At 64.1% G+C, this 23613-nt stretch carries 20 protein-coding genes and 1 pseudogene; 10 read left to right on the top strand and 11 right to left on the bottom strand.

Annotated features, from left to right (window positions below; all coding sequences use genetic code 11):
- Positions 1-2: 2 nt before the first annotated feature.
- The 3 genes from ACIPY3_RS17920 to ACIPY3_RS17910 are packed head-to-tail and all read right to left on the bottom strand — an operon-like array spanning position 3 to position 4294.
- Positions 3-1265 carry a DUF6986 family protein gene (locus tag ACIPY3_RS17920; RefSeq protein WP_400336328.1) on the bottom strand — a complete coding sequence of 421 codons (1263 nt, stop codon included), beginning with the start codon at positions 1263-1265 and terminating at the stop codon, positions 3-5.
- A gap of 1 nt (position 1266) precedes the next feature.
- Positions 1267-2865 (bottom strand): malate synthase A, encoded by a 1599-nt coding sequence (aceB, locus tag ACIPY3_RS17915; RefSeq protein ID WP_400336326.1) that lies wholly within the window; start codon positions 2863-2865, stop codon positions 1267-1269.
- 34 nt (positions 2866-2899) lie between these two features.
- The gene (locus ACIPY3_RS17910) at positions 2900-4294 is read right to left on the bottom strand and encodes an NAD-dependent malic enzyme (protein WP_400336324.1); all 1395 of its coding nucleotides are present in this window, start codon (positions 4292-4294) and stop codon (positions 2900-2902) included.
- Between the two features lie 221 nt (positions 4295-4515).
- Here ACIPY3_RS17910 and ACIPY3_RS17905 point away from each other — a divergent pair, with 221 nt between their 5' ends.
- Entirely contained in the window at positions 4516-5271 is a 756-nt protein-coding gene (locus ACIPY3_RS17905) for an IclR family transcriptional regulator (protein WP_400336322.1), read from the top strand.
- A gap of 56 nt (positions 5272-5327) precedes the next feature.
- Here the strand turns inward: ACIPY3_RS17905 and ACIPY3_RS17900 are convergent, their stop codons facing one another.
- From ACIPY3_RS17900 to pucL, 3 genes are all read right to left on the bottom strand, one after another.
- Complete coding sequence (locus ACIPY3_RS17900; protein WP_400336320.1) at positions 5328-5792, bottom strand: DUF2867 domain-containing protein; 465 nt, start codon at positions 5790-5792, stop codon at positions 5328-5330.
- Positions 5793-5929: 137 nt separating this feature from the next.
- The gene (locus ACIPY3_RS17895) at positions 5930-7420 is read right to left on the bottom strand and encodes a nucleobase:cation symporter-2 family protein (RefSeq protein WP_400336318.1); all 1491 of its coding nucleotides are present in this window, start codon (positions 7418-7420) and stop codon (positions 5930-5932) included.
- 193 nt (positions 7421-7613) lie between these two features.
- Positions 7614-8528 carry a factor-independent urate hydroxylase gene (pucL, locus tag ACIPY3_RS17890; RefSeq protein ID WP_397323343.1) on the bottom strand — a complete coding sequence of 305 codons (915 nt, stop codon included), beginning with the start codon at positions 8526-8528 and terminating at the stop codon, positions 7614-7616.
- A gap of 379 nt (positions 8529-8907) precedes the next feature.
- Here pucL and ACIPY3_RS17885 point away from each other — a divergent pair, with 379 nt between their 5' ends.
- Both ACIPY3_RS17885 and ACIPY3_RS17880 read left to right on the top strand, forming a co-directional pair.
- Positions 8908-9084: a hypothetical protein gene (locus tag ACIPY3_RS17885; RefSeq protein ID WP_400336317.1), complete on the top strand. Its 177-nt coding sequence runs from the start codon at positions 8908-8910 to the stop codon at positions 9082-9084.
- 405 nt (positions 9085-9489) lie between these two features.
- A pseudogene (locus ACIPY3_RS17880) lies at positions 9490-10419 on the top strand (type IV toxin-antitoxin system AbiEi family antitoxin domain-containing protein).
- A gap of 158 nt (positions 10420-10577) precedes the next feature.
- Here the strand turns inward: ACIPY3_RS17880 and ACIPY3_RS17875 are convergent.
- The gene (locus ACIPY3_RS17875) at positions 10578-11420 is read right to left on the bottom strand and encodes a hypothetical protein (protein ID WP_400336315.1); all 843 of its coding nucleotides are present in this window, start codon (positions 11418-11420) and stop codon (positions 10578-10580) included.
- A gap of 64 nt (positions 11421-11484) precedes the next feature.
- Here ACIPY3_RS17875 and ACIPY3_RS17870 point away from each other — a divergent pair, with 64 nt between their 5' ends.
- The gene (locus ACIPY3_RS17870; RefSeq protein ID WP_400336313.1) at positions 11485-12483 is read left to right on the top strand and encodes a hypothetical protein; all 999 of its coding nucleotides are present in this window, start codon (positions 11485-11487) and stop codon (positions 12481-12483) included.
- Positions 12484-12622: 139 nt separating this feature from the next.
- Here ACIPY3_RS17870 and ACIPY3_RS17865 read toward each other — a convergent pair whose 3' ends face one another.
- Positions 12623-13963 carry an 8-oxoguanine deaminase gene (locus tag ACIPY3_RS17865; RefSeq protein ID WP_400336312.1) on the bottom strand — a complete coding sequence of 447 codons (1341 nt, stop codon included), beginning with the start codon at positions 13961-13963 and terminating at the stop codon, positions 12623-12625.
- A 424-nt stretch (positions 13964-14387) separates the two neighbouring features.
- Between ACIPY3_RS17865 and ACIPY3_RS17860 the strand changes: the two genes are divergently transcribed.
- From ACIPY3_RS17860 to ACIPY3_RS17840, 5 genes are all read left to right on the top strand, one after another.
- Positions 14388-14882 carry a nucleoside deaminase gene (locus tag ACIPY3_RS17860; protein ID WP_400336310.1) on the top strand — a complete coding sequence of 165 codons (495 nt, stop codon included), beginning with the start codon at positions 14388-14390 and terminating at the stop codon, positions 14880-14882.
- Positions 14883-14921: 39 nt separating this feature from the next.
- Entirely contained in the window at positions 14922-16472 is a 1551-nt protein-coding gene (locus tag ACIPY3_RS17855) for an NCS2 family permease (protein WP_400336308.1), read from the top strand.
- A gap of 315 nt (positions 16473-16787) precedes the next feature.
- Entirely contained in the window at positions 16788-18035 is a 1248-nt protein-coding gene (locus tag ACIPY3_RS17850) for an XdhC family protein (RefSeq protein ID WP_400336498.1), read from the top strand.
- The gene (locus ACIPY3_RS17845) at positions 18026-18961 is read left to right on the top strand and encodes an FAD binding domain-containing protein (protein ID WP_400336306.1); all 936 of its coding nucleotides are present in this window, start codon (positions 18026-18028) and stop codon (positions 18959-18961) included. The genes ACIPY3_RS17850 and ACIPY3_RS17845 overlap by 10 nt, the downstream gene beginning before the upstream one ends.
- Positions 18951-21761 carry a molybdopterin-dependent oxidoreductase gene (locus ACIPY3_RS17840; RefSeq protein ID WP_400336304.1) on the top strand — a complete coding sequence of 937 codons (2811 nt, stop codon included), beginning with the start codon at positions 18951-18953 and terminating at the stop codon, positions 21759-21761. The genes ACIPY3_RS17845 and ACIPY3_RS17840 overlap by 11 nt, the downstream gene beginning before the upstream one ends.
- 58 nt (positions 21762-21819) lie before the next feature.
- On the opposite strand, the gene ACIPY3_RS17835 is transcribed toward ACIPY3_RS17840, so the two are convergent.
- A complete protein-coding gene (locus ACIPY3_RS17835) occupies positions 21820-22290 on the bottom strand; it encodes a GNAT family N-acetyltransferase (protein ID WP_400336302.1) in 471 nt (156 codons plus the stop codon).
- Positions 22291-22300: 10 nt separating this feature from the next.
- A complete protein-coding gene (gene nboR / locus ACIPY3_RS17830) occupies positions 22301-22939 on the bottom strand; it encodes a nicotine blue oxidoreductase (RefSeq protein ID WP_400336300.1) in 639 nt (212 codons plus the stop codon).
- A 156-nt stretch (positions 22940-23095) separates the two neighbouring features.
- On the opposite strand from nboR, the gene ACIPY3_RS17825 reads away from it, so the two are divergent.
- On the top strand, positions 23096-23287 hold the full coding sequence (locus ACIPY3_RS17825) for a YegP family protein (RefSeq protein ID WP_397323327.1): 192 nt from the start codon (positions 23096-23098) through the stop codon (positions 23285-23287).
- A gap of 116 nt (positions 23288-23403) precedes the next feature.
- Here the strand turns inward: ACIPY3_RS17825 and ACIPY3_RS17820 are convergent.
- Positions 23404-23613 (bottom strand): hypothetical protein (locus tag ACIPY3_RS17820; protein ID WP_397323325.1); only part of this gene is annotated, 210 nt, incomplete at its 5' end.

Raw genomic sequence — 23613 nt, 5'->3', positions numbered from 1 at the left:
AATCAGTGCGAAGTTGGTTGTGCGAGCCGCGGGTGCGCCAGTGCGGTCAGCTGGGAAAGTTCGACGCCGGCAAGCGCCTTGACCTCGTCGGTCCCCACTGCGCCGCATTGGACGCCGCGGAGGACGAAGCCTGCAAGGGCACGCGCGGTGGCGGGCTCGTCCATGACGCCGCCTTCGGTGCGTTCGACGTAGTTGCGCAGTCGCAGCGCCGCGGCCGGCAGGCCTTCGCGGTAGAAAGCGTACGACGCCGAGAAACGGCTGGGGAGCTGGGCGGCGTGGAGATCCCAGCCCTGGTAGTAGCCGTTTTCCAGGGAGCGGCGTACCAGGCGGCCATGCAGCTTCCACGCGTCTTCCACCGCGTCACCCACGGGGATGATGTTGGTGGAACCGTCGGAAAGGCGGATGCCCGTGCCTGCAACAGCCAGTTGCATGACTTCCTTGGCGAAGTCGGCCACGGGGTGTTCCATGGACTGGTACTCCGCGGAGATCCCCAATGATGCGCTGTAGTCGTACGTCCCGTAGTGCAGGGCGCTGATCCGGCCGGGAACCATGTGGGGGAGCTGGGCCACCGGGGAAGTTCCGTCGGCGCCGAGGATGAGCTGCGGGGTTTCCACCTGCACCTCAAAGCGAAGCCGTCCCGCCGGGAGTCCGTGAACTTCTTCAAGCCGCGAGACGGCGTAATCCATGGCCTGCACCTGCGCCACCGTGGTGACTTTCGGCAGGGTAAGGATCAGCCCGGCCGGGAGTTCCCCGGAAGCAGCGAGCGTGGACACAAACAAATCCAAGGTGCGAAGACCGCGTGCCCGGGTGGGGGCCTCAAAGCACTTGAAGCGGATGCCGATGAAGGGCGGAGCCGTTCCGGCAGCCACCGCAGCAGACACGGCCGTGGCGGCAGCAACGACGTCGGCATCTTCTGCCTCATCGCCGCGGTCGCCGTAGCCGTCTTCGAAGTCCAGGCGGAGGTCCTCGATGGGCTCGGACTGCAATTTGGCAGCAACCCGGGCCGCGACAGCGGCAGCAAGATCGGGCTCCTGGCCCAAAAGCTGACCGAGCTTCTCGAGACCACCGTGCGCCTCCGCCGTCGCGAGCGCCTGGGCTCCCCACTCGGCCGCAAAGGAAGCAGTGAAGCGGTCGGCCGGGACATAGACGGTGTGGATCGGCTGGCGTGAGCCGTCGTCGCCGGGGTAGTTGCGGTCAAGCAACTGGTCCGTGCCGGCGAGCTGTGACTCGATGTGGGCCAGATCGGAAGACGAAAGTGAACCCATCTCAGCCCACCAGCTCATACGCGGGCGTGGTGAGGAAGTCCGTGTAGTCGTCGGAGAGGCAGATGTCCTCGATCAGCTTGGAAGCCGGCTCGTAGTACTTGGTGAAGTTCTCGTCGCCGAATTCGATGCGAAGGCGTTCGGTTTCTTCGCCGAGGATGCGGCTGACCAATTCGCGGGTCACCGTGTTGCCGGTGTCCGCGAGGATCGACTTGTTGCGCAGCTGCTGCCAGACCTGGGAGCGGGAGATTTCCGCGGTTGCGGCGTCTTCCATGAGGTTGTGGATAGCAACCGCACCGCTGCCGGAGATCCAGACGCCGGTGTAGGCGACGGCGACGTAGAGGTTCAGGCGCAGTCCGGCTTCGGTGACGGTGCCGCCGGCGGAGGCGACGTCGATGAGCTGCTCGGCGGTGACGTTCACCTCGGGGCGCTGCTTGTCGATCTGGTTCGGGCGGTCCCCGAGCACGGAGTCGAACACTTCGCGGCAGGTGGAGACCAGGTCCGGGTGGGCGACCCAGGAACCGTCGAAGCCGTCGTTTGCTTCGCGGGTCTTGTCGGCGCGGACCTTGTCGAACGCTGCGGCGGTGACGTCGGGCTGCTTGCGGTTGGGGATCACTGCGGCCATGCCACCCATGGCGAAGGCGCCGCGCTTGTGGCAGGTCTTGACCAGGAGTTCGGTGTAGGCGCGCATGAAGGGCGCCGTCATGGCAACCGTGGCACGGTCCGGGAGGACGAACTCTTCGCCGGCATCGCGGAAGTACTTGATGATGCTGAAGAGGTAGTCCCAGCGTCCGGCGTTCAGGCCGGAGGCGTGGTCGCGGAGTTCGTAGAGGATCTCGTCCATCTCGAACGCGGCGGGGATGGTCTCGATCAGGACCGTGGCGCGGATGCTGCCCTGCGGGATGCCGAGGTAGTCCTGGGCGAAGACGAACACGTCGTTCCACAGGCGGGCCTCGAGGTGGCTTTCCATCTTGGGCAGGTAGTAGTACGGGCCGTGGCCGTTCAGGAGCAGCTGCTTGGCGATGTGGAAGAAGTGCAGGCCGAAGTCCACCAGGCCGCCGACGGTGGGTTCGCCGTCGATCAGGAGGTGGCTTTCCTCCATGTGCCAGCCGCGGGGGCGGGCTACGACGACGGCCAGGGGAGCGTCCGTGCGGAGGCGGTATTCCTTGCCTTCGGGGGAGGTGTAGGCGAGGGTTCCCTGGGCGGCGTCGCGGAGGTTGAGGATCGCGTCGATGACATTGGGCCATGTGGGGGTGGAGGCGTCTTCGAGGTCTGCGAGCCATACCTTCGCGCCGGAGTTCAGCGCGTTGATGGCCATCTTGGCCGGAGTGGCCGGGCCGGTCATTTCAACGCGGCGGTCCTGCAGGGCTGCCGGTGCTTCGGCGACTTTCCAGTCGCCGTCGCGGATTTCCTGGGTTTCCGGGAGGAAATCGAGGCGGCTGGTTTTCGCCACGGTATCCCGCTTGGCCTTGCGGGCCTGGAGCAGTTCGTTGCGGGTGCCGGCGAAGCGCTTGTGCAGTTCCTCGATAAAGGCCAAGGCTTTGGGGGTGAGGATTTCCTCGGCGCGTTCGATCGGCCGGGGATCAGTGACTGTAATAGCCATGGGAGCGGATTCCTTTGTCTATAGTGCGCTGGTGCTAGCTGGCTGCGTTTGCGTGGGCTGCAGCTGCAACAGCGGCGGCCACATCTCCGGCAACGTGGGGATCGAAGACGCTGGGGATAATGTAGCTCGCGTTGAGCTCGTCGTCAGCTACCCGGTTGGCAATCGCCTCGGCCGCGGCCACCAGCATGTTCGGCGTGATGTCCGAGGCTCCGGCGTCCAGCAGGCCGCGGAAGAAGCCCGGGAAGGCCAGAACGTTGTTGATCTGGTTGGGGAAGTCGCTGCGTCCGGTAGCCACAACCGCTGCGTGCTTGGAAGCGATGGCGGGGTCGATTTCCGGAGTCGGGTTGGCCATGGCGAACACAATCGCGTTCTCGGCCATGGAGGCAACCTGCTCTTCGCCGATCACGTGCGGGGCGCTGACGCCGATGAACACGTCGGCTCCCTTGAGGGCGTCGTGGAGGCTGCCGGAGAAGCCTTCCTCGTTGGTGTTCGCGGCGATCCAGCTGCGGTGCTCGTCGTCGTACTTTTCACCCGAGTGGATGGCGCCGGAACGACCCGCGGCGACGATGTGCTGCGCGCCCTGTGCCTTGAGGAGCTGGATGATGGCGGAGCCGGCAGCGCCGACGCCGGAGACCACGATCTTGACCTCGGAGAGTTTCTTGTCCACCACACGGAGGGCGTTGACCAGGGCCGCGAGCGTGACGATCGCGGTGCCGTGCTGGTCGTCGTGGAACACCGGGATGTCGAGTTCTTCGCGGAGGCGGTTTTCGATCTCGAAGCAGCGGGGAGCCGCGATGTCTTCGAGGTTGATGCCGCCGTAGACGGGGGCCATGGCCTTGGCGATCTTGATGATCTCTTCGGTGTCCTGGGTGTCCAGGCAGACCGGCCAGGCGTCAACGTTGGCGAACTGCTTGAACAGTGCGGCCTTGCCTTCCATGACGGGAAGCGCTGCGGCGGGGCCGATGTTGCCCAGGCCCAGGACAGCGGAACCGTCCGTGAGGACGGCGATGGTGTTGCGCTTGACCGTCAGATTGCGGGCCGCGGCCGGGTCTTCGGCGATCGCCAGGCAAACACGCGCGACGCCGGGAGTGTAAGCGCGGGACAGATCGTCGCGGTTGCGCAGGGCTACTTTCGGGACGACCTCGAGCTTGCCGCCCAGGTGCATCAGGAAGGTGCGGTCGGAGACGTGCTGGACCTTGACGCCTTCAAGGGCGTTCAGGGCGTCCTTCACGCGAGCGGCGTGGTCATCGTCGGTGGTGTTGCAGGTGACGTCCACGACGATGGTCTCGTGGTGGGATTCCGTGACGTCCAGTGCGGTGATTGCTGCACCGGCTGCGCCTACCGCGGCTGCCAGTTCGCTGGTCGCGGTGAAGCTCGACGGCGCGGAGACGCGCAGGGTGATCGAGTTACCGGGGCTCGGATTCGCCATTGAAATTCCTCCTGTTAGGCCCGTTCCCGGGCCGCCGTTCCAAACTGAATGTTTTCGTATTATGGATATTATTATCTACAAAGTGGAAACACAACCCCTTGCCCGGTCATGTTCGGTGTCGTCGCGAAGGTGTCCGGCGTGCTGTATCTTGGGTGTTCTAAGCAATTCTTTTCACGATGCGGATAAGAGTTGTCGGAATCTGAGTCATTGGAGACAAGGGAATGGCTGAAAAAGCCTCCGGAGGCGTGCAGTCCGTTGAGCGCGTCTTTGAACTGCTGGAACTGATCACGGATGCAGGCGGGGATGTCACGCTCAGCGAGCTGTCGTCGTCAACCGACCTGCCCTTGCCCACCATCCACCGCCTTTTGAGGACCCTGGTGGCGCTCGGCTACATCCGCCAGCTGCCCAACCGCCGGTACGCGCTGGGCCCCCGTCTCATTCGCTTGGGAGAGGCCGCCAGCAAGCAACTTGGTGCCGTGGCCCGCCCGCAGCTGAAGACCCTCGTGGAGCGGCTCGGCGAAACGTCCAACATGGCCGTCCTCGATTCCGACATGGTCATCTATGTGGCCCAGGTCCCTTCCATGCACTCCATGCGCATGTTCACCGAAGTCGGCCGCCGCGCCCACACGCACGATACCGGCGTGGGCAAGGCCATCCTGGCCCAGCTGGACGACGAGGTGGTCCGCGGCATCGTGGCCCGCACCGGCATGCCCACCCCGACGGCCAAGAGCATCGGGGACATCGACTCGCTCCTGGCCGACCTGAAGCTCATCCGTGAACGCGGCTACTCCATTGACGAGGAAGAGCAGGAGCTCGGCGTACGCTGCTTCGCCATGGCCGTGCCGAACGCTCCCACGCCCACGGCGATCTCCGTTTCCGGCCCGATCACGCGTGTGGACCAGACCTTCGCCGACCGCGCGGTTCCCATGCTGCGGGAGGCCGCCATGGCAATCTCCGCGGAGCTCAACCAGAACTAACCCGCGCCAAGTTGGCAGAAGATGGCAATGTTCCCCGTGAACATTGCCATCTTTTGTTATCTCGGCGCGCGTACTGAGCGCGTGGCCTTCTTCAGCATGGAATTCACCACGATCGGGTGTACCGCCCGAACGATGCCAAAGTACAGCTTTCCGCGCCACCCCTTGAGCTCGACGGCGGTGGTCACCCTCAGCAGCCGGCGCACCGGATCAACACCGACTGCGGCCGCGAAGTTCAGGTGCTTGTCCTGGACGTAGATCAGGGCTTCTTCGCCGGACTGTTCGCTCACCTTGAAGGTGTCCTTGGGGGCCTTCGGAATGCCGATCAGCGGAACCAGCGCCTGCCTTAATCGCATTGCTCCAGCAACCCAGCGCGGCATGGACTCGAGGGCAAACAACCGCTCCGCCCACTCGGTTGGATCCGTGCCGGCGCCGTCGGGAAGAGCGGCCAGGCAAACGTCCGCATAGTCAGGCGCGGGGATTGTGCTAAGGGCCAGTGAACGGAAGCACGGCAGCTCAGTCATGAGCCGAGCCTATCGGCGACCAGGTCCCGGTGGCGCCTGCCGCCGTCGTACGTTTTGCCCAAAGGCGCGGCTAAGCCGACGAAAGGCGGCAGTGTCCCCCAAGGAAAACACTGCCGCCTGTCGCGTGCGGGAGGGTGCTAGTGCTCTGAAGACGAGGTGCTCTTGAGCGGGACCTCGTTGCCTTCGGCGTCGATCAGCTTGCCGTTCTCGAAGCGGTCTCCATGTTCCAGGCACTTGACGTCCTCGGGAGTGACCACGCGCTCCGTGCCTGCCACGAACACCGACTGGTTGTCCGAGTTGCCGGCCTTGAAGTGGTTGAACAGGATGTTCAGGATGATCGCCATGACCGCGGCCGAGCTGATGCCGGAGTGGAAGATCGTGGAGAACCAGGACGGGAACTGGTCGTAGAACTTCGGGGCAGCAATCGGGATCATGCCGAAGCCGATCGAGGCGGCCACGATGATCAGGTTCATGTTGTTCTTGTATTCGACCTTCGCGAGGGTGCGGATACCGCTGGCGGCAACCGTACCGAAGAGCACGACGCCGGCACCGCCCAGGACGGGCGTCGGAACCGCTGCGACGACTCGGCCTAGGATCGGCAGGAGGCCCAGGACAACCAGGATGAGGCCGCCGGCGCTGACCACGAAGCGGCTCTTGATGCCGGTGATGGCCACCAGGCCCACGTTCTGGGCGAAGGCGCTCTGGGTGAAGGAGTTGAACAAGGGGGAGATGGCGCTGGAGAGCATGTCGGCCCGCAGGCCGTTGCCGATCCGGCGGGAGTCAACCTTGGTGTCTACGATCTCGCCCACGGCGATGATGTCAGCTGAGGTCTCCGTCAGCGTCACCAGGATGACGATCAGCATGGAGATGATCGCGGCGACTTCGAACGTGGGAGCACCGAAAGCGAACGGGGTGGGGAAGGCTACGATGTCGCCCTGGCCAACCTTGGAGAAGTCGGCCATGCCGGTGACGGTTGCGATGACCGTGCCAATGACCATGGCCAGCAGGATCGAAAGGCGGGAGATGGCGGCGTTGCCGATCTTGCTCAGCAGCAGGACGACGCCCATGGTCAGTGCCGCGAGGCCGATGTTGGCCATGCTGCCGTAGTTGTCAGCCTTGGCGTTGCCGCCCATGGCCCAGTTGGCCGCAACCGGCATGAGGGTCAGGCCAATGGTGGTAATCACCGTGCCGGTAACCACCGGTGGGAAGAACTTGATGATCTTCGAGAACAGGGGAGTGATGGCCAGGCCGATCAGCGAGGCCACGATCACCGAGCCGAAGACCGCCTGGATACCACCGCCGCCCTGCACGATCGCCACCATCGTGGAAACGCCGGCGAAGGAGACGCCCTGGACCAGCGGGAGCTGCGAACCGAACCACGGAATGCCGACCGTCTGGAGAATGGTGGCCAGGCCGCCGACGAACAAGCAGGCTGCGATCAGGAGGCCGATGTCCTGCGAGGACATGCCCGCGGCCGCGCCAATGATCAGTGGCGGAGCGATGATGCCGCCGTACATGGTGAGAACGTGCTGGAAGCCGTAAGCGAAGGTGCTTCCGATCGAGAGCCGCTGGTCCTCGGGACGCGCGGCGGTGGTATTGGCGGGGCGGGACTTCTTCTTGGTGTTCATGGCAGACTTTCTGGGTTCATGGCAGACGCCTTCGTCTGGCTAACTGTGTCTGGCTAACAAAAGTGTGGGTGTTTTTGGGGTCGGGTTTGGGTGCAGGTTCCGCTGTTGCGGGGGCGTCCCTCTGGCGGAACCTGCACACGAACTCCGGGTGGCCAGGCCCGCGATTGCTTCGCGGGCCTAAGCCGGGCGGTGCTTAGCAGAAGCCGGCGATGCCGCTCCAGGCAACGGGCGCGGCCGTGGTGTTGTCGCGCTGGACGGTTGCTTCGATGAGGCCGTACGGGCGGTCCGCGGCGTAGAAGACCTCGTTGGGGTTGTCCAGGCCGAACGGGCCCAGGTCAACCAGGAAGTGGTGCTTGTTCGGCATGGAGAACTTGATCTCGGCAACTTCGCTATGTGCCTCGAGGACCTTCTTGCCCATGTCGAAGAGGGTCTGCTGCAGTGCGTGCGAGTAGTTCTCCGTGAAGCCCTCAAGAAGAAGGGCCTTGATGTCCTCGTAGCTCTTGTTGAAGTCCGTGGCCGAGGCGTCCAGGTTGGTGTTGTAGCGCCAGCGGGCGGATACGTCGGTGGCGAGGATGCGGTCCGTGGTCTCGGGGAGGGTGGTGTACTTGTCGCGCGGGTAGCCGACAAAGCCGGACTGCGTGGTCTTCAGGACGGTCAGGTCCTTGAGGCCGGAAACAATGTGGGTGGTTGCGCCATCGCGGACGACGACGGCGGTGCGCACCTCTTGCCCGTTGCGGACGAAGCTGTGGTCGTGGCTTTCGCCGTGGGCCTGGATGCGGTCCCAGCTGTAGGACTCAGCTTCCCAGCGTCCGCCGGTAACCCATGAGAACTCGCCGGTGAAGTGGTTGGCGAGGCGCAGCAGGAAGGCCTCAGGGGAGCCCACACCTTCACGGGCGAAGGCGTAGACGGTGTTCTTCTGGGTGTCGGTGGCAACGACGTGGCCGTTGTCGCCCTCGAGGTGGGCTGCCTCGAAGTCACCACGGAGCTGCGAGGTGACGTTGAGGTCTTCGATCTGGTGGCGGTCCGTATCCCGGGTGACCTTGACGACGCGGACTTCTGCTTTGCCGTACTGGTTTTCGCCGAGGACGATGTTGTTGCTCATGGTCATATCCCAACTTCTATGCGGTGGAAACTACGTTCCATCAATGAAATTAAGCGCGTGTTTCCACTGCGTTTCTGGTGGAGCCGACCCCAACAAAAAAGAGCCGGCATCCATGGATGCCAGCTCATTACGACCCTGCCTGCTGCTCTCAGGTTACGTGACCTACGCCACGAACTCATTCGAGAGTAGCGCATGGTTCGGGGATGTGTATACGGCTTCCTGGGGATCGTTATGAAGCAGCCAAATGTGACCGGGGCAACTTCGCCGGAGTGAAAGTGGGTCTTGACGCTTGCTTTCGGCTTCTCCTAGACTTTTCACATAACAAAAGAAAATTTCCAATATGCGGAACTTTGAAGCATGCGAGCACTGGAAAGAGGAGGAACAGATGGACTCGAGGGATACGAACAACGTCGTGGAATTCCCGGCGCCGGGCCAGGAACTGTACCTGCCCTTCGGTGCTACCGATCCGGACTTTTACATTCCGGCCGACTGCGATCGCAAGGCCGGCGGATTCTCCCGCTGGCTGCGGGCGCTCCCAGTCTTCGGTCGGCAGCGCCCCTGATTCCTGCATTGACGGGGCGCGGACTCTGCGCAACAGAGCCAACGAGGCGGGCGGCACCTGGGGAGGTGCCGCCCGCTTTGTTGTGCCTCCGCCACCACCCTGCCCCCGTGGGCCCCCGCCGCCCACCCCGCGCCCCGCCCCCGCCCCTCCGCCACCACCAGCCCCCGCCCACCCCGCGCCCCGCCCCCTCCGCCACCACCCTGCCCCCCGCCCCTCCGCCGTCGGCCGTTTCGATGCCTGGCTGCCCGTTAGACGGCAGGAGTCGTCTACCGCGCAGGGAGCCATCGAAATGGTGTTGCCTGGGCGGCGTGAGTCTTCGTGGCAGGTCGTGCCGTGCGGCTGCCTTTCTCCACATAGCAAGAGTCGAGTCTTTGAGCACTCTGGACGGTCCACGAGTCTTGTTGCATGACCAAATCACCTCACGAACTCCCGGTCGGCATGAAACTTTGGCGTACCGCTGAACTGGAAGAGTCCGGGTTCAATTCCAAAGATCGCGACCCTGGTTCGGGCCGGTGAGCTCGTAAGGCTGAGGCGAGGCTGTTACATCAGGGGGGCGGTGTGGTCAGCGCAAAAACCCTGGGTTCAGAGCCGCCAACTCATTGCTGCACATGCCCATGGGACGCTATCGACGTCGGGAGGTGGCCTGGTCTATAGCCACACCTCAGCTGCCCGCCTCCATCGCCTGTTTCTTGGGATGTCGATGATCGGATCCATATCACCCAGAAGACGCCGCCATCTCCCGTATCGCATGGCAAGGATGTGGTCCCGCACACGCGGCTGCTGCAACCGGGAGAGATCGGGCTGGTCGATGGACTTCCATGTACATCCCTGGCGCGCACAGTGGTGGACTGTTGCCGCATGCTCGACTATCGGCAGGCATTGATCTTGATGGATCATGCGCTGCGCATGGGTGTCGATCGCACTGAACTGTGGGATGTGTGCCACGCGCTCGCTGGGCGGAATGGAGTACTTACCTTGCGGCGCGCACTCAAGTACGCGGATCCTCGTTCGGAGTCTCCCGGCGAGACCCTGACCAGGGAGATAATCGTCAGGCTTCGCATTGAGCGACCCGACCTGCAGGTGAAGGTCCGGACGAATGAAGGAAATCATCGGATCGACTTGGCTTGGCGGGCAAAGAGGGTGGCTTTGGAGTTTGACGGGAAGATCAAGTATTTCGACTTTGCGCCCACTGACGAGGTCTTATTCCGGGAGAGGCAGCGGGAGAAGGCCCTTATTGAGCAGGGTTGGACCTTCATTCGGCTTACATGGCGCGATTTGTTCCGGGAACAGGAGTTGAAGGCGCAGGTTGTGCGGGCTCTCCGGCAGGCCGGTTAGACGACCCGCTGCGCATTAGACGCACCCTGCCGTCTAGCATGCAGGAAGCCGTCTAAGCGGGACGCGTCTATCGAAACGGCTCAAAATGTGATCCACGTAACAATCGGCAGGAGCCTGAGGGCTTCGCGTAAGCTGGGCAAACGGCCACCCTTCGGGTCTTAAAGGTCGCCGTGGCCCCTTTGTTTGGGCCGCACTTGCTGGCTCGATGGCGCCGGGCGTTCGTCCGCACGCGTCGCATCGCAGCAGGTCGAGCAATGACTGACGCTCGTCATCGGGCTATGCCGGAACCTGGGATTTCCGGCTGACAACCCCTGCCCTGGCAGGTGGAAACAAAGAGCCGGACTGGGGGTCTGGCGCCGCCCAGCAGCAGCATGAACGCTGCTTCCCCAAAGGAAAACAATGTCATTGAAACCCACCCTCGCTACGCTGGGGGCGGTGATCGCGTTGGCGCTTGCAGGATGCACGGACCCCGGCACGCCACCGCCCACCGAAAGCCCGACTGCAACAACGACGGCGGAACCTACGTCAGAGCCGACGTCGAGTCCCACGGACCCAACGACGGAACCGACAGCCTCACCGTCTCCGAGCAGTGAACCAACCTCCACCTCCTCTCCAACGGAGGAGCCGACGGCGACTGCCTCGCCTACGCCGACCGAGAGCCCGACGTCGACAGCGTCACCAACGGCAACACCGACGGTCACGCCTTCGCCGACAGCTACTCCGACGGTCACGCCTACGCCGACGGCTTCTCCGACGGTCACGCCTACGCCGACAGCTACGCCGACGGCTACGCCCACGCCGACGGTCACGCCCACGCCGACGGTCACGCCTACGCCGACGGCTACTCCGACGGCTACGCCGACCCCGACCGCTACTCCCACGCCGACCCCCACCACGCCTCCATCCAACGGCAGCCTCGCCAACCTGGCCCGCATTCCGTGGGACGGCGGACCGGCGTATTGGGCCAAGTTCCCGGGCGCGGCGAAGCTGAATAATCCCAACCTGTTCCCCATCGGTGTTTGGTACGGAAAGCCCGGACACGCGGCACAGCTCAAGGACATCGGCGTGAATGTCTATCACAACGCCGAACACGATGGATCAACCATGAAGTCCATCACCGATACCGGCATGCTGGTCATTCCCGGCGGGGAGTGGAAGCAGTCCGAGGTTGGTACGGACCCCGGCGTAGTTGGCTGGGACACGGATGACGAGTGCGAGATGGTGGGCCTGGGCTGCGGCAATGTCTCAGCCGCGCAGAACCTGGAAATCATGAAGCAACTCGTCGCCAACATCCGCGCCAAGAACGATGGCCGCCCGGCCTTCGCCAATTACAGCAAGGGGATCTTCGGAACGTATTGGGCGCCGGGATTGATGGATGACTTCATGGCGGCTGTGGATGCGAGCAGCAACGACCAGTACTTCTATACCCGCGCCGACCTGCAGTTCGAGGCTGATCGGACTCCGTCGTGGCCTGATGGGGCCAAGGCCGCGAGCAGCGCTGCATATGGCTGGGTCGCGGACCGGATGAGGGTCTACCAGTCGAGTCCGGGAATCCAGCCGAACTGGGTGTTTGTTGAATCGGCCCGTCCGTTCCTGGAAAGCAACAATGACCGGACCATCACGCCTGAGCAGATGGAAGGCGCCATGTGGTCGGCCATCATTCACGAGGCGAGGGGCATCAATATCTTCCAGCACAACAACGATCCCCAGTTCGGGACGTATAGCCTGGTTGATATTCCGGCGGATCGTAAGGCGAAAATCAAGACCGCCTTGGCCGGTATCCAGTCCTTGGCGCCAGTTTTGAACACACAGAGCTACGCCTGGAACGCGGGCGCTGCGGGCGCTGACACCATGCTGAAGGCCAAGGACGGCAACGCCTACTTGTTTGCCGGCATCGGGCTGAATGGCAGCACAGGCTCCAAGACCTTCACCCTCCCGTCAGGTATTACGGGAACGCAGGTTGAGGTTGTGGGCGAGAACCGCACTATCACCATCCAAAACGGCAAGTTCACGGATTCCTTCGCGAACGAGTACACCCACCACATCTACAAGATCGCGATCTAGCGAAGCCGCGCCGAAGCTGGAGATCGACGCGACCTAACCAACCCGCGAAAGCGCTGGAAAGGTGCCAAAACGCCGGAATGTTCCCTACGAAAGGGACGCGTTCCGGCGTTTTCGCGCCACCGAGACGAACGGGGAAAACCTACCCCGCCACCAACTTCCGTGCCGCGGCCGAGTGCTCCGCGATCAGCCCAGCAACATCGAGATCGGGAATCGCCCCGTCCACCACACGCCATGAACCGCCCACCATCACGCGATCGGCCCGATCCGCGCCGCAGAGCAACAGGGCTGCCACGGGATCGTGGCTTCCGGAGAAGCGCAGTGAATCCAGCTTGAATAGGGCCAGGTCAGCCTGCATGCCCGGAGCCAGCTGCCCAATATCTGAACGTCCAAGAACGGCGGCAGACCCGCGGGTGGCCCAGCCCAATGCCCGGGACACGGGAACCGAGGCGCCATAGCGGAGCCGCTGCAAGTACAGGGCTTGCCGTGCCTCGAGGATCATGTTGGACGCATCGTTGGAGGCGGAGCCGTCCACGCCCAGGCCCACGGGAACGCCGGCATCCTCGAGTTCCAGGACGCGTGCGGTACCGGATGCCAACCGCATGTTGGAGGTGGGGCAATGCGCGACGGCGGTGCCCGCAGCTCCCAGCCTGGCGATCTCCTCGTCGTTGAAGTGGATGCCGTGTCCAAGCCAGGTACGGGATCCCAGCCAGCCAACGGATTCCAGGTAATCGACGGTCCGGAGGCCGAACATGGACCGGCAGAAGTCTTCTTCGTCGATGGTTTCCGCGAGGTGCGTGTGCAACCGGACGTCGTAGCGCTCGGCCATGGCGGCGGATTCGGCCATGATTTCCTTCGTCACCGAGAAGGGCGAGCAAGGTGCCAGCGCGATCTGCACAGAGGCCCCGGGACCGGCTTCGTGATAGGTGCGGATGAGCCGTTCGCTGTCCTCGAGGATTGTTTCAGGTGACTGGACCGTGGTCCTGGGCGGCAGCCCGCCGTCGTCCTCTCCCAACGTCATGGAGCCGCGCGTCAAGGTGGCCCGCATGCCCATGGAGCGTACGGCGGCCACCTCAATGTCGATGGCGTCGTCCATGCCGTCGGGAAAGAGATAGTGGTGGTCCGCGGCCGTGGTGCAGCCGGACAACAAAAGTTCCGCCAACGCCACCTGGACAGCGAGTTCCAGGCTCCGGGGAGTGAGCCGCGCCCAGACGGGGTAGAGGTTCTGCAGCCACGGGAACAGGGGGACGTTGGCCACGGGTCCCCAGGCGCGGGTGAGGGTTTGGTAGAAGTGGTGGTGTGTGTTGATCAGGCCCGGAAGCACCACGTGGCCTGATGCATCAAATTCGGTGCAGGGCATGGACGGGCGGGCGCCGGACGGCACCAGCTCAACGATCGTTCCGGAGTCGGAAACCACCAGGCCGTTGCCGGCGTCGAGGTTGTTTGCGGTGAAGATACCCAAGGGGTTTTTGATCCAAAGCACGGAGGGCTCCTTGTCTGGTCGGCATGAATGCGTTCCAGCTCAGTTCGGCCCTGTCTGCTGATCCAGGAACCGGCCCGCCAACGCGGCGCCGGTCCACCAAGCGTAAAAGCGCCCGACGGCGGCCGTCAACGCCCTTGGGAAAGGTCCCCGGTCACATTGGCGCGCCAGCGACCAGTCAGGCACGCTGGATTCGTAATTTCGCATGACGAAATAAAGTTTTCAAAAAACTATGGCGCGGCTCACAAATCTGGTGCTACGCTCTTACTGCCAAAGGCGGGCACCCGGACCTCGGGAAGCTATCTACCAGGCGCAACTTAACCTTCATCGCACATGCTGAAGCCTGGTAACCAAGCTAACTGGAGCTGTTTTTTGCAGCGCCCCCGAACAGGTCACCCGGCTTCCACAGCACTAAGGAAGTCGCAACATGAGTACAACCGTCACGGCCGAGCAATTCCTGGCCACATCCATTGAGCTGGCAACGGCCAATGTCCTGAACAGTGGGGGCCCCTTCGGCGCCGTCATTGTTACCGCGGATGGACAAGCCTTCGAAGGCGTCAACCGCGTAACCGCCACGAACGATCCCACCGCCCACGCAGAAGTTACGGCCATCCGCAACGCCTGCCGCGAACTGGGAACCTTCGATCTGAGCGGCGCAACCCTCTACACCAGCTGCGAGCCTTGCCCCATGTGCCTGGCCTCCGCACTCTGGGCACGCGTGGACCGCGTGTTCTTCGCTGCAGACCGTCACGACGCCGCCTCCGTCGGCTTCGACGACGCCGTCTTCTACGAGTACTTCGAGAACGACAACCGGGACGCGCTGATGCCGGTAGCCAAGCTGGAACTGGGCGACCCCCAGGCACCGGCGGCCCTCCAGCCGTTCAACACATGGAACACGCTTGATTCCAGGATTGACTACTAGGGCCCGGCGGCTGACATGGAAATCCTGGAAAACGCAGAAATGCAGACAGCAGCTGAAAAGCAGGCTGCGCTCTTCCCCAACGGGGACAAGAACGCAGAGCCCACAGCGGCACAAGCAAAGCACACGGCTACGGCCCTCGCCAACGGAGGCGGTAAGAAGCCGCCGAACTTCCTGGATAAGTTCTTCCAGATCACCAAGCGCGGCTCCACGTTGGCCCGCGAATTCCGCGGCGGCTTGGTCACGTTCTTCACCATGGCCTACATCGTCATCCTCAATCCGCTCATCCTGGGTGGCTTCTCTGCCGAGAACGCCCCCACGGATGTAGCCGGTGGATGGCTGTCGGCAGCACAAGTCGGTGCAGTCACCGGCCTCACCGCTGGTGTCATGACCATCGTCTTCGGCCTTGTGGCCAACCTTCCCTTCGGACTCGCAGCAGGCTTGGGCATCAACTCCTTCCTTGCCGTCGCAGTGATCCAGGAGGTCACGTGGCCCGAAGCCATGGGCCTGGTGGTCATCAACGGCATCCTGATTGTCCTCTTCGGTGCCACGGGTGCCCGGACGGCGATCTTCAAGGCAGTACCCAAGGAACTCAAAGCCGCCATCACTGTGGGCATCGGCCTGTTCATCGCCTTCATTGGCTTCGTCGATTCCGGCTTTGTCCGTCCCACGGCTGGTGGCCCACCGGTCCAGCTCGGCAATGACGGATCCATCACGTCCATCCCCACCCTCGTCTTCATCGTGGGACTGCTGACCATGGGTATCCTCGTGGCACGCAAGATCCAGGGCGGCCTGCTGATCGGCATCGTCGCCACCACCGTCCTCGCCGCTGTTGCCGAGGCTGTGTTCCACATCGGTCCAGGCACCGCCGACAACCCCGGCGGCTGGCACCTCAACGTCCCCATCCTGTCGAGCCAGCTGGTGTCCGTTCCTGACCTGAGCCTGGTAGGCCAGTTTGACCTCTTTGGTTCGTTCGCCCGCATTGGCGGCCTGGCGGCCACCATGTTGGTCTTCACCCTGGTGTTCACCAACTTCTTCGACGCCATGGGCACCATGACCGGCCTGGCCAAGAGCGCCGGAGTGGCACACAAGGATGGCACGTTCCCCAAGCTGAAGTCCGCCTTCATTGTCGAAGGCATGGGCGCGGTAGTGGGCGGCGCAACCTCCGGTTCGTCCAACACCGTGTACATCGACTCGGCAGCGGGCATCGGCGAAGGAGCCCGCACCGGCTTGGCCTCAGTGGTCACCGGCTTGCTCTTCCTGGGCTCGATGTTCTTCACCCCGCTCACCTCGGTGGTCCCGCTGGAAGTCGCAGCTGCGGCCCTGGTGGTGGTTGGCGCGATGATGATGGCGCAGATCCGCGAGATCAAGTTCACCAAGTTCGCCATCGCACTGCCGGCCTTCCTGACCATCGTCACCATGCCGCTGACGTACTCCATCGCCAACGGCATCGGCGTGGGGTTCATCTCCTTCGCCGTGGTCAACGCGGCATCGGGCAAGGCCAAGAAGGTCCATCCGCTCATGTGGGTGGTCACGGCAGGCTTCGTGATCTACTTCGCCCGCGGTCCGATCAACGCCCTGATGGGCATCTAGCGGCCGCGCGAAACCCCGGGCCGGCGGGCAAACCGGCACCACGAACGGCGGTCCGTTGGATCCCACCGCACGAATAGGCGCCCGCCGTCGTCGTCCCGCTCCATACGGGAACGACGGCGGGCGGCGGCTGGGTCCCGATGCTCCGCCATGGAGCGGGGGCAGGGAGATGAAGCCCTTGCCCCCGCACCTATGACTTCTTACTGATTAATCGCGACTACCCCTCAACACCCTCCGGGAATGAGAACATGGGGCAAGATCGCGCACTGCTCCGGCCGGGCCACCTGGCCGGGACACCTGGAAAAAGGACGTGTAGCCATGCTGGATCTGATGCCTTCACTGGGCAGCTGGCGGCCTGCGGTCTCCGGCCAGCTCTGCGCTGTGGCCACGATCGTGGGGACCGGCGGGTCCGTGCCGCGGCCCATGGGGACCTCCATGATGGTCTCCGAAAGCGGCGAAATCCTGGGCAGCTTGTCCGGCGGTTGCGTGGAAGGCGCCGTGGTTGAAGCGGCCCTGGAAGCAATGCGCGACGGCGGCCCGCGCCTGGAGTCGTTCGGCTACAGTTCCGAGGACGCGTTCGCCGTCGGACTCACCTGTGGAGGGGAACTGGAAGTCCATATCCAGCCCCTTAAGGCCGGAATGCCGGAGCTCTCCGCGTTCACAGGCCCCACGGCCCACGATCACCAAAACCCACCTCCCTTGGCACTGATCCGCAGGCTCGACGCCCAAGGAGGGGCCGTCGTCGTGCATGATCCGGTACGGTTCCGGGCCATGGAGTCCGAGGACCTCGCCAAGCTGCTGGGGGACCACCCGGCTACGCTTTTCGCTGCCGCTGCCCAGATTGAGCCGTTGCTCCAGGGCGGCCGCGCCGGTTTGGTGCGGCTCGCTCCGCCCGAAGGCTGCATTGATGGCTGGGTCACGCTGGACCGGTGGGACAACCCCCGTGAAGAACCCGAGCCCCAACCCATCACATTGTTCGTGGAGAGCCGCCTTCCTGCCGCCCGGATGCTGGTCTTCGGTGCCAACGATTTCGGAGCAGCGCTGCTCCCCGCCGGCCAATTGCTTGGCTACAACGTCACGCTCTGCGATGCCCGCCCCGCCTTTGCCCACCAAAACCGCTTCGCGGGCGCTGACCAGGTGGTCACGGACTGGCCGCACCGCTACCTCGAAAGCGAAGCTGCGGCCGGACGCATCGATGCCCGCACGGTGGTGTGCGTCCTGACCCACGACCCCAAATTCGATATCCCTTTGCTGGAGACGGCCCTGAACCTGAAGCTCGCCTACGTTGGCGCGATGGGTTCGCGGCGCAGCCACCGGCAACGCATCGATGCCTTGCTGGACAAAGGCACCCCGGCCGAGGCCCTGGAGCGTTTGCATTCCCCGATTGGCCTGGAGCTCGGTGCCGTGACGCCTGCCGAGGTAGCCGTTTCCATCACCGCGGAGATCGTGGCCTCACGCGGGAGCCGGCCGGGCAACGCAGCCTTCCGTTCCCTCAAAGACAGCTCGGGGCCCATCCACTCGAGCACTACTACAGACCCTGAAACCCAGGAGGACCCATGGACATGAACACCATCGAGGCCGTGGTACCCACCACGGACCCTGCCGAGTGGCGTGAAGGTGACGCCTGGCTGGCTGGCGGAACTGTCCTCTTCTCCTACGGAAGTACCGTCCTCAAGCGCCTGCTCGACCTCGGGAGTACGGGCTGGCCGGCCATCACAGTCACGGACGACGGCATCGAACTCGCGGCAACCTGTACTGTCGCGGAACTCCATGCGCTCCCTGAAGCGGCGGAAACAGCCCACCGCGAATGGCCCGGGCTTGCCCTGATCCGTCCCAGCTGCGATTCCTTCGTGGCGTCCTTCAAGATCTGGAACATGTCAACGGTGGGCGGCAACATCTGCACGTCCCTTCCGGCGGGCCCCATGATTTCCCTCTGCGCCGGCCTGGATGGAGTGGCTACCATCCTCAGCCCGGACGGCACCAGCCGCACTGTCAGCGTTGCGGACTTCGTCACGGGCGAAATGCAGAATGTCCTTGCGCCGGGCGAACTCCTCCGCAGCATCCACCTTCCGGCCGAGGCACTCTCGGCCCGCGTGGCCTTCCGGCGTTTGTCCTTGAGCAACCTGGGTCGCTCCGGCGTGCTGCTGATCGGCCGGCTCGATCCCGTCTTCGGCCTGGTCATCACCGTGACGGCTTCCACCAAACGGCCGGTCCAACTCAGGTTCGCCGCGGACCGGGTTCCGGACGCCGCCACGTTGGCAGCCGCCGTCGAACATTCAATTCCCGCTGACCTGTACCACGACGACATCCACGGTTTGCCCGAGTGGCGGCATGACATGACGGTGCGGCTCGCCGAGGAAATCCGTGCGGAGCTGCTGGACGAATCCATGACCGTGTCCGGCGACTTCTGGCCGCCCCACGCCACATCGCCGCAGCCGTCCACGCAACCCGAAATCCCAGGCACCTCGAAGGAGGCCTCCCATGGCAATTGAGATCAACGGCGCTTCGTCGCAGGCCACACCCCGTCCCGGCCAGTGCCTGCGCACCTTCCTGCGCGAGCAAGGCAACTTCGGGGTCAAGAAAGGCTGCGACGGCGGCGACTGCGGAGCCTGCACCGTGCACGTCGATGGCACTCCCGTGCACAGCTGCATCTACCCGGCGGTCCGTGCCGAAGGCAAAGCCGTCACCACCATCGAAGGCCTCGCCACTGCCGAGGGACTCCACCCTGTGCAGGAGCAGTTCATGGAGGGCCAAGGCTTCCAATGCGGTTTCTGCACCGCCGGCATGATGATGACCGCCGCGACGTTCGACGACGAGCAGCGCGCCAACCTGCCGCGGAACCTCAAGGGAAACCTGTGCCGCTGCACCGGTTACCGCTCCATCGCGGACGCCGTGTGCGGGCATTCAAACGACGCTCATAAGCACGACGCCGGAACTGACGGTTCCGGGGCACCGGCACCTGCCGCCGTCGAACCGAAAGCAGGCCAGCTCGGCGACAACGTCCCCGCACCCGCCAGCCAGGCCGTGGTGACCGGCGCCGCCCGGTACACCCTGGATGTCCCTGCCGAGCAACTTCCGGGCCTGCTGCACCTCAAGCTGCTGCGTTCCCCGCATGCCCACGCCCGGATCCTGTCCATCAACAAGGCACCCGCACTGGCTGTGCCCGGCGTAGTTGCCATCTTCACGCACGAGGACGCGCCGCAACAGCTGTTCTCGACCGCACAACATGAGATTTACACGGACGATCCGGACGATACCCGGGTGCTGGACACCGTGGTCCGCTTTATCGGACAGCGCGTCGCCGCCGTCGTGGCCGAATCGGTGGGGGCTGCCGAGGCCGGTGCCCGTGCCCTGGAAGTCGAGTATGAACTCCTGGAGCCCGTCTTCACCCCGCAGGAAGCCATCCTGCCAGGCGCTCCCGCGATCCACGGGGAGAAGGACGGCGTCCAGTCCCGGATCGCCCGGCCCCTGGACAATGTGGTGGCCGAGGTCCACGCGGAACTCGGCAGTGTGGAGGAAGGGTTCGCGGCCGCTGACTTCATCCATGAGCACACGTACCAAACCCAGCGCGTGCAGCACGTGGCGATGGAAACGCACGCGTCCATTGCTTGGCTGGACGAGGACGGCCGGCTCATGGTCCGTTCCTCCAGCCAGGTTCCGTTCCTGGTGAAGCGCACGCTGGTCCGGCTCTTCGGCCTCCAGCCCGAAAACGTGCGCGTGGTCGCAGGCCGCGTAGGCGGTGGTTTCGGTGGCAAGCAGGAAGTGCTGACGGAAGACCTCGTGGCATTGGCGGCCCTGGCGTTGAAGCGACCCGTGCAGGTGGAGTTCACCCGGACCGAGCAGTTCACTGCCACCACCACGCGCCACCCGTTCACCATCAAACTCAAGGCGGGTGCCAACCGGGACGGCTACCTCACCGCGCTGCAACTGGATGTGGTCACCAACACCGGCGCCTACGGCAACCACGCGCCGGGCGTCATGTTCCACGGCTGCGGCGAGTCTTTGGCTGTGTACAAGTGCGCCAACAAGAAGGTGGATGCCCAGTCCGTGTATACCAACACGGTCCCGGCGGGAGCTTTCCGTGGATACGGCCTGAGCCAGATGATCTTCGCCATCGAATCCGCCATCGACGAGCTCGCCGTCGGGATCGGCATGGACCCCTTGGAGTTCAGGCTCAAGAACATGGTCCGCTCGGGCGACCACATGCTCTCCACCACGCCCGAGCCGGAAGAGGACGTGCACTACGGAAGCTACGGGCTGGACCAGTGCGTGGCCTTGGTGCGCGACGCGTTGGACCGGGGCAAGGAACGCTACCGTGCCGCGGGCCTCGATGACCTCGGACCGGAGTGGGTCACCGGTGAAGGCGCGGCACTGTCCATGATCGATACCGTTCCGCCGCGCGGCCACTTCGCCCACACCCGGGTGAGCCTGGAAGCGGACGGAAGGTTCGCCGTCGACGTCGGAACGGCGGAATTCGGGAACGGCACCACCACGGTCCATGCGCAATTGGCGGCCACGGCGCTGGCTTCTTCTGCTTACAAGATTCAGGTCCGGCAGTCGGATACCGACCTCGTTGAGCACGACACCGGCGCGTTCGGCTCGGCCGGAACGGTGGTTGCCGGAAAGGCAACGCTTGCCGCGGCATTGGAACTCGCTACCCGCATCCAGACCGTGGCGGCCTCGTTGACCGGTGTTCCGTTGGCGGACTGCCGTTTGGTTGAGGGGGCCGTGGAATGCGGCGACCGTTCGGTGCTGCTGAAGGAGATTTACGACGCCGGCACTCTCCAGGGCGTCCGGCTTGCCGCCGACGGCAACTGGGGTGGGACGCCGCGCTCGGTGGCCTTCAACGTCCATGGGTTCCGCGTCGCCGTGAACACGGGAACGGGGGAGTTGCGGATCCTGCAAAGTGTCCAGGCGGCCGACGCCGGAGTGGTGGTCAACCCGCGCCAATGCCGGGGGCAGATCGAGGGCGGCATCGCCCAAGCCCTGGGCGCCACGTTGTACGAGGAAGTGAAAGTGGATGACCACGGCCAGGTCACCACGGACATCCTGCGCCAGTACCACATTCCGTCCTTCGCGGACGTGCCCCGGAGCGAGGTGTACTTCGCCACCACCAACGACTCCACCGGCCCGCTCGGCGCCAAGTCCATGAGCGAAAGCCCGTTCAACCCCGTGGCTCCAGCGCTGGCCAACGCCATCCGGAACGCCACCGGAGTCCGCTTCGGCCATCTGCCGATCGCCCGGGACAAGATCTACCTGGCCCTCCGCGACCGCACCACCGCCTCCGTGTAAACCCAACTGGGTCGCATTTGTGCGCGTTTTGACCGCTGAAAACGCGCACAAATGCGACCTAGTTGGGTGCGAGGGGGAGTTCCATGAACACGCTGTTTGGATCCAGCGTGTAGTCGGCAAAAGGAGCGCACTCCGTGAATCCGTGTTTGGCATACAAGCGCCGCGCGGGAGCGAAGTACTCCTCGGTCCCCGTTTCCAGGGTCACCCGGTCATAGCCGCGATGGCGTGCCTCGGCCACAATGTGGTTCAGCATCAACGTGGCTACGCCGCGACCCCGGGCCCCGGAACTGGTCCGCATCGACTTGATCTCCGCTTCGCCCGGAACACCCAGTACTTTCAACGCCCCGCAACCCAGCAGCACCCCGTCTTCGCGGGCAGTCCAGAACGTGATGGACTCGTGCTGCAACGCCGAATGATCCAGGGCATGCACGCTCTCTGCCGGCGACGTGGCGAACATATCGGCCAAGTGCTCGCTCAAGAGGGTGTGGACGTCAGGGCGTGCGGGATCGTCGGTTTCGATGCGGATCATGCCCCCAAATTTACCCCTCCAGCAAGTGCAGCTGGTCCTTGGTATCCAGGTCCTCGCCGGAGCAGAGATCGCTGCAGTCCACCAGATCCACCAGCCCCGGGTGCGCCTTCAGGAACGATCGCGCACCGGTATCACCGCTGGCTGCCGCCGCAGCTTCGTCGCGAAGCCCGACGTCGATAATCACCGGGTGCCGACGCTTCAGCTGGCCTGAGTCATCAGGGTAGGCGGCCGCGGTGATCCGGCCGGGACGGTGGCTGCCCAGCAACCTGCTCACCGCCGTCGGGGTTAACCCGGGCTGGTCCACCAACGCAACCATGATGCTGTTGCCCTGCGATGCTGCTTCGATTCCCGTGCGGAACGAGCCCGCCATTCCTTTGGCCCACGCAGCGTTTTCCACCACGGTGTACCGCCCAAGGTCCGTGCTGTTCCTGATGCGCTCGGCTTCGGCACCGAGTACCACCACCACCTCGCGGCAGCCGCCGTCGAACAGGGTGTCGGCAACTACTTCAACCAACGTGCGCCCGCGGAAAGGCAGCAGGGCTTTGGGACCGCGGCCCAGGCGGGTGCCGGCCCCGGCGGCGAGCAGGACGCCGGTGATGGGCGCCGTGCCGGATTGAGTCATAAACACACCATACGCGCGGGCTTCCATGCGGTCTCTAGCTCCTTCGAGGCTTTCCGGGACATCTACCAAAATCGGTTGCAAACTACTCATGGGTAGGGCTGTTGGCGGCGTCCGGCGGCGATTACTGTCTGAAGGGACACGTTCAAATCAGCTCTGGTGCAATGACGCGTGGAGGTCAGCAAGATGGCGGGCAGTTTCGAAATTCTCAAGGCAGGAACCAACACCTTCCGTTTCCGGCTCACGGCCGACGACGGAACCGTTGTGGCAGTGTCGCCACAGTTCCCGAGCCTGGCAGCCGTGGTTGCCGGGATCAATGCCGTCCGGGAGAACGCAGCCACCGGATTCGTCGTGGACCGGAGGAATCTGGGGACGTAGCTTTTCCGGTTGAACGCAAAGGTGGCGGCAGTGTTCGTTGGGAACACTGCCGCCACCTTTTTCATGCGCTTTTGCGGGTCGACTTGTCAGGCGTCGCCTTGTCAGGCCTCGCCTTGTTACGCGTCGCCGCCGGCGCCACCCGTGGTGCCCGCGTTGACGTCGAGCAGCTTGTAGCGGTCAATCGCGTACGACGGCGCGCCCTCCTCAACCTCGCCCCTCGCCGCCAGCATCTGCAGGGTTTTGGTGACGATGGAGTGGGTGTCGTTTTTGAAGTAGCGGCGTGCGGCTTGGCGGGTGTCGGAGAAGCCGAAGCCGTCTGCTCCGAG

This window comes from Paenarthrobacter sp. NPDC089714 (assembly GCF_044748905.1).
Lineage (GTDB): Bacteria > Actinomycetota > Actinomycetes > Actinomycetales > Micrococcaceae > Arthrobacter.
Note: the sequence above shows the minus strand (reverse complement) of the source record. Positions and strands in the feature narration are given on the sequence as shown.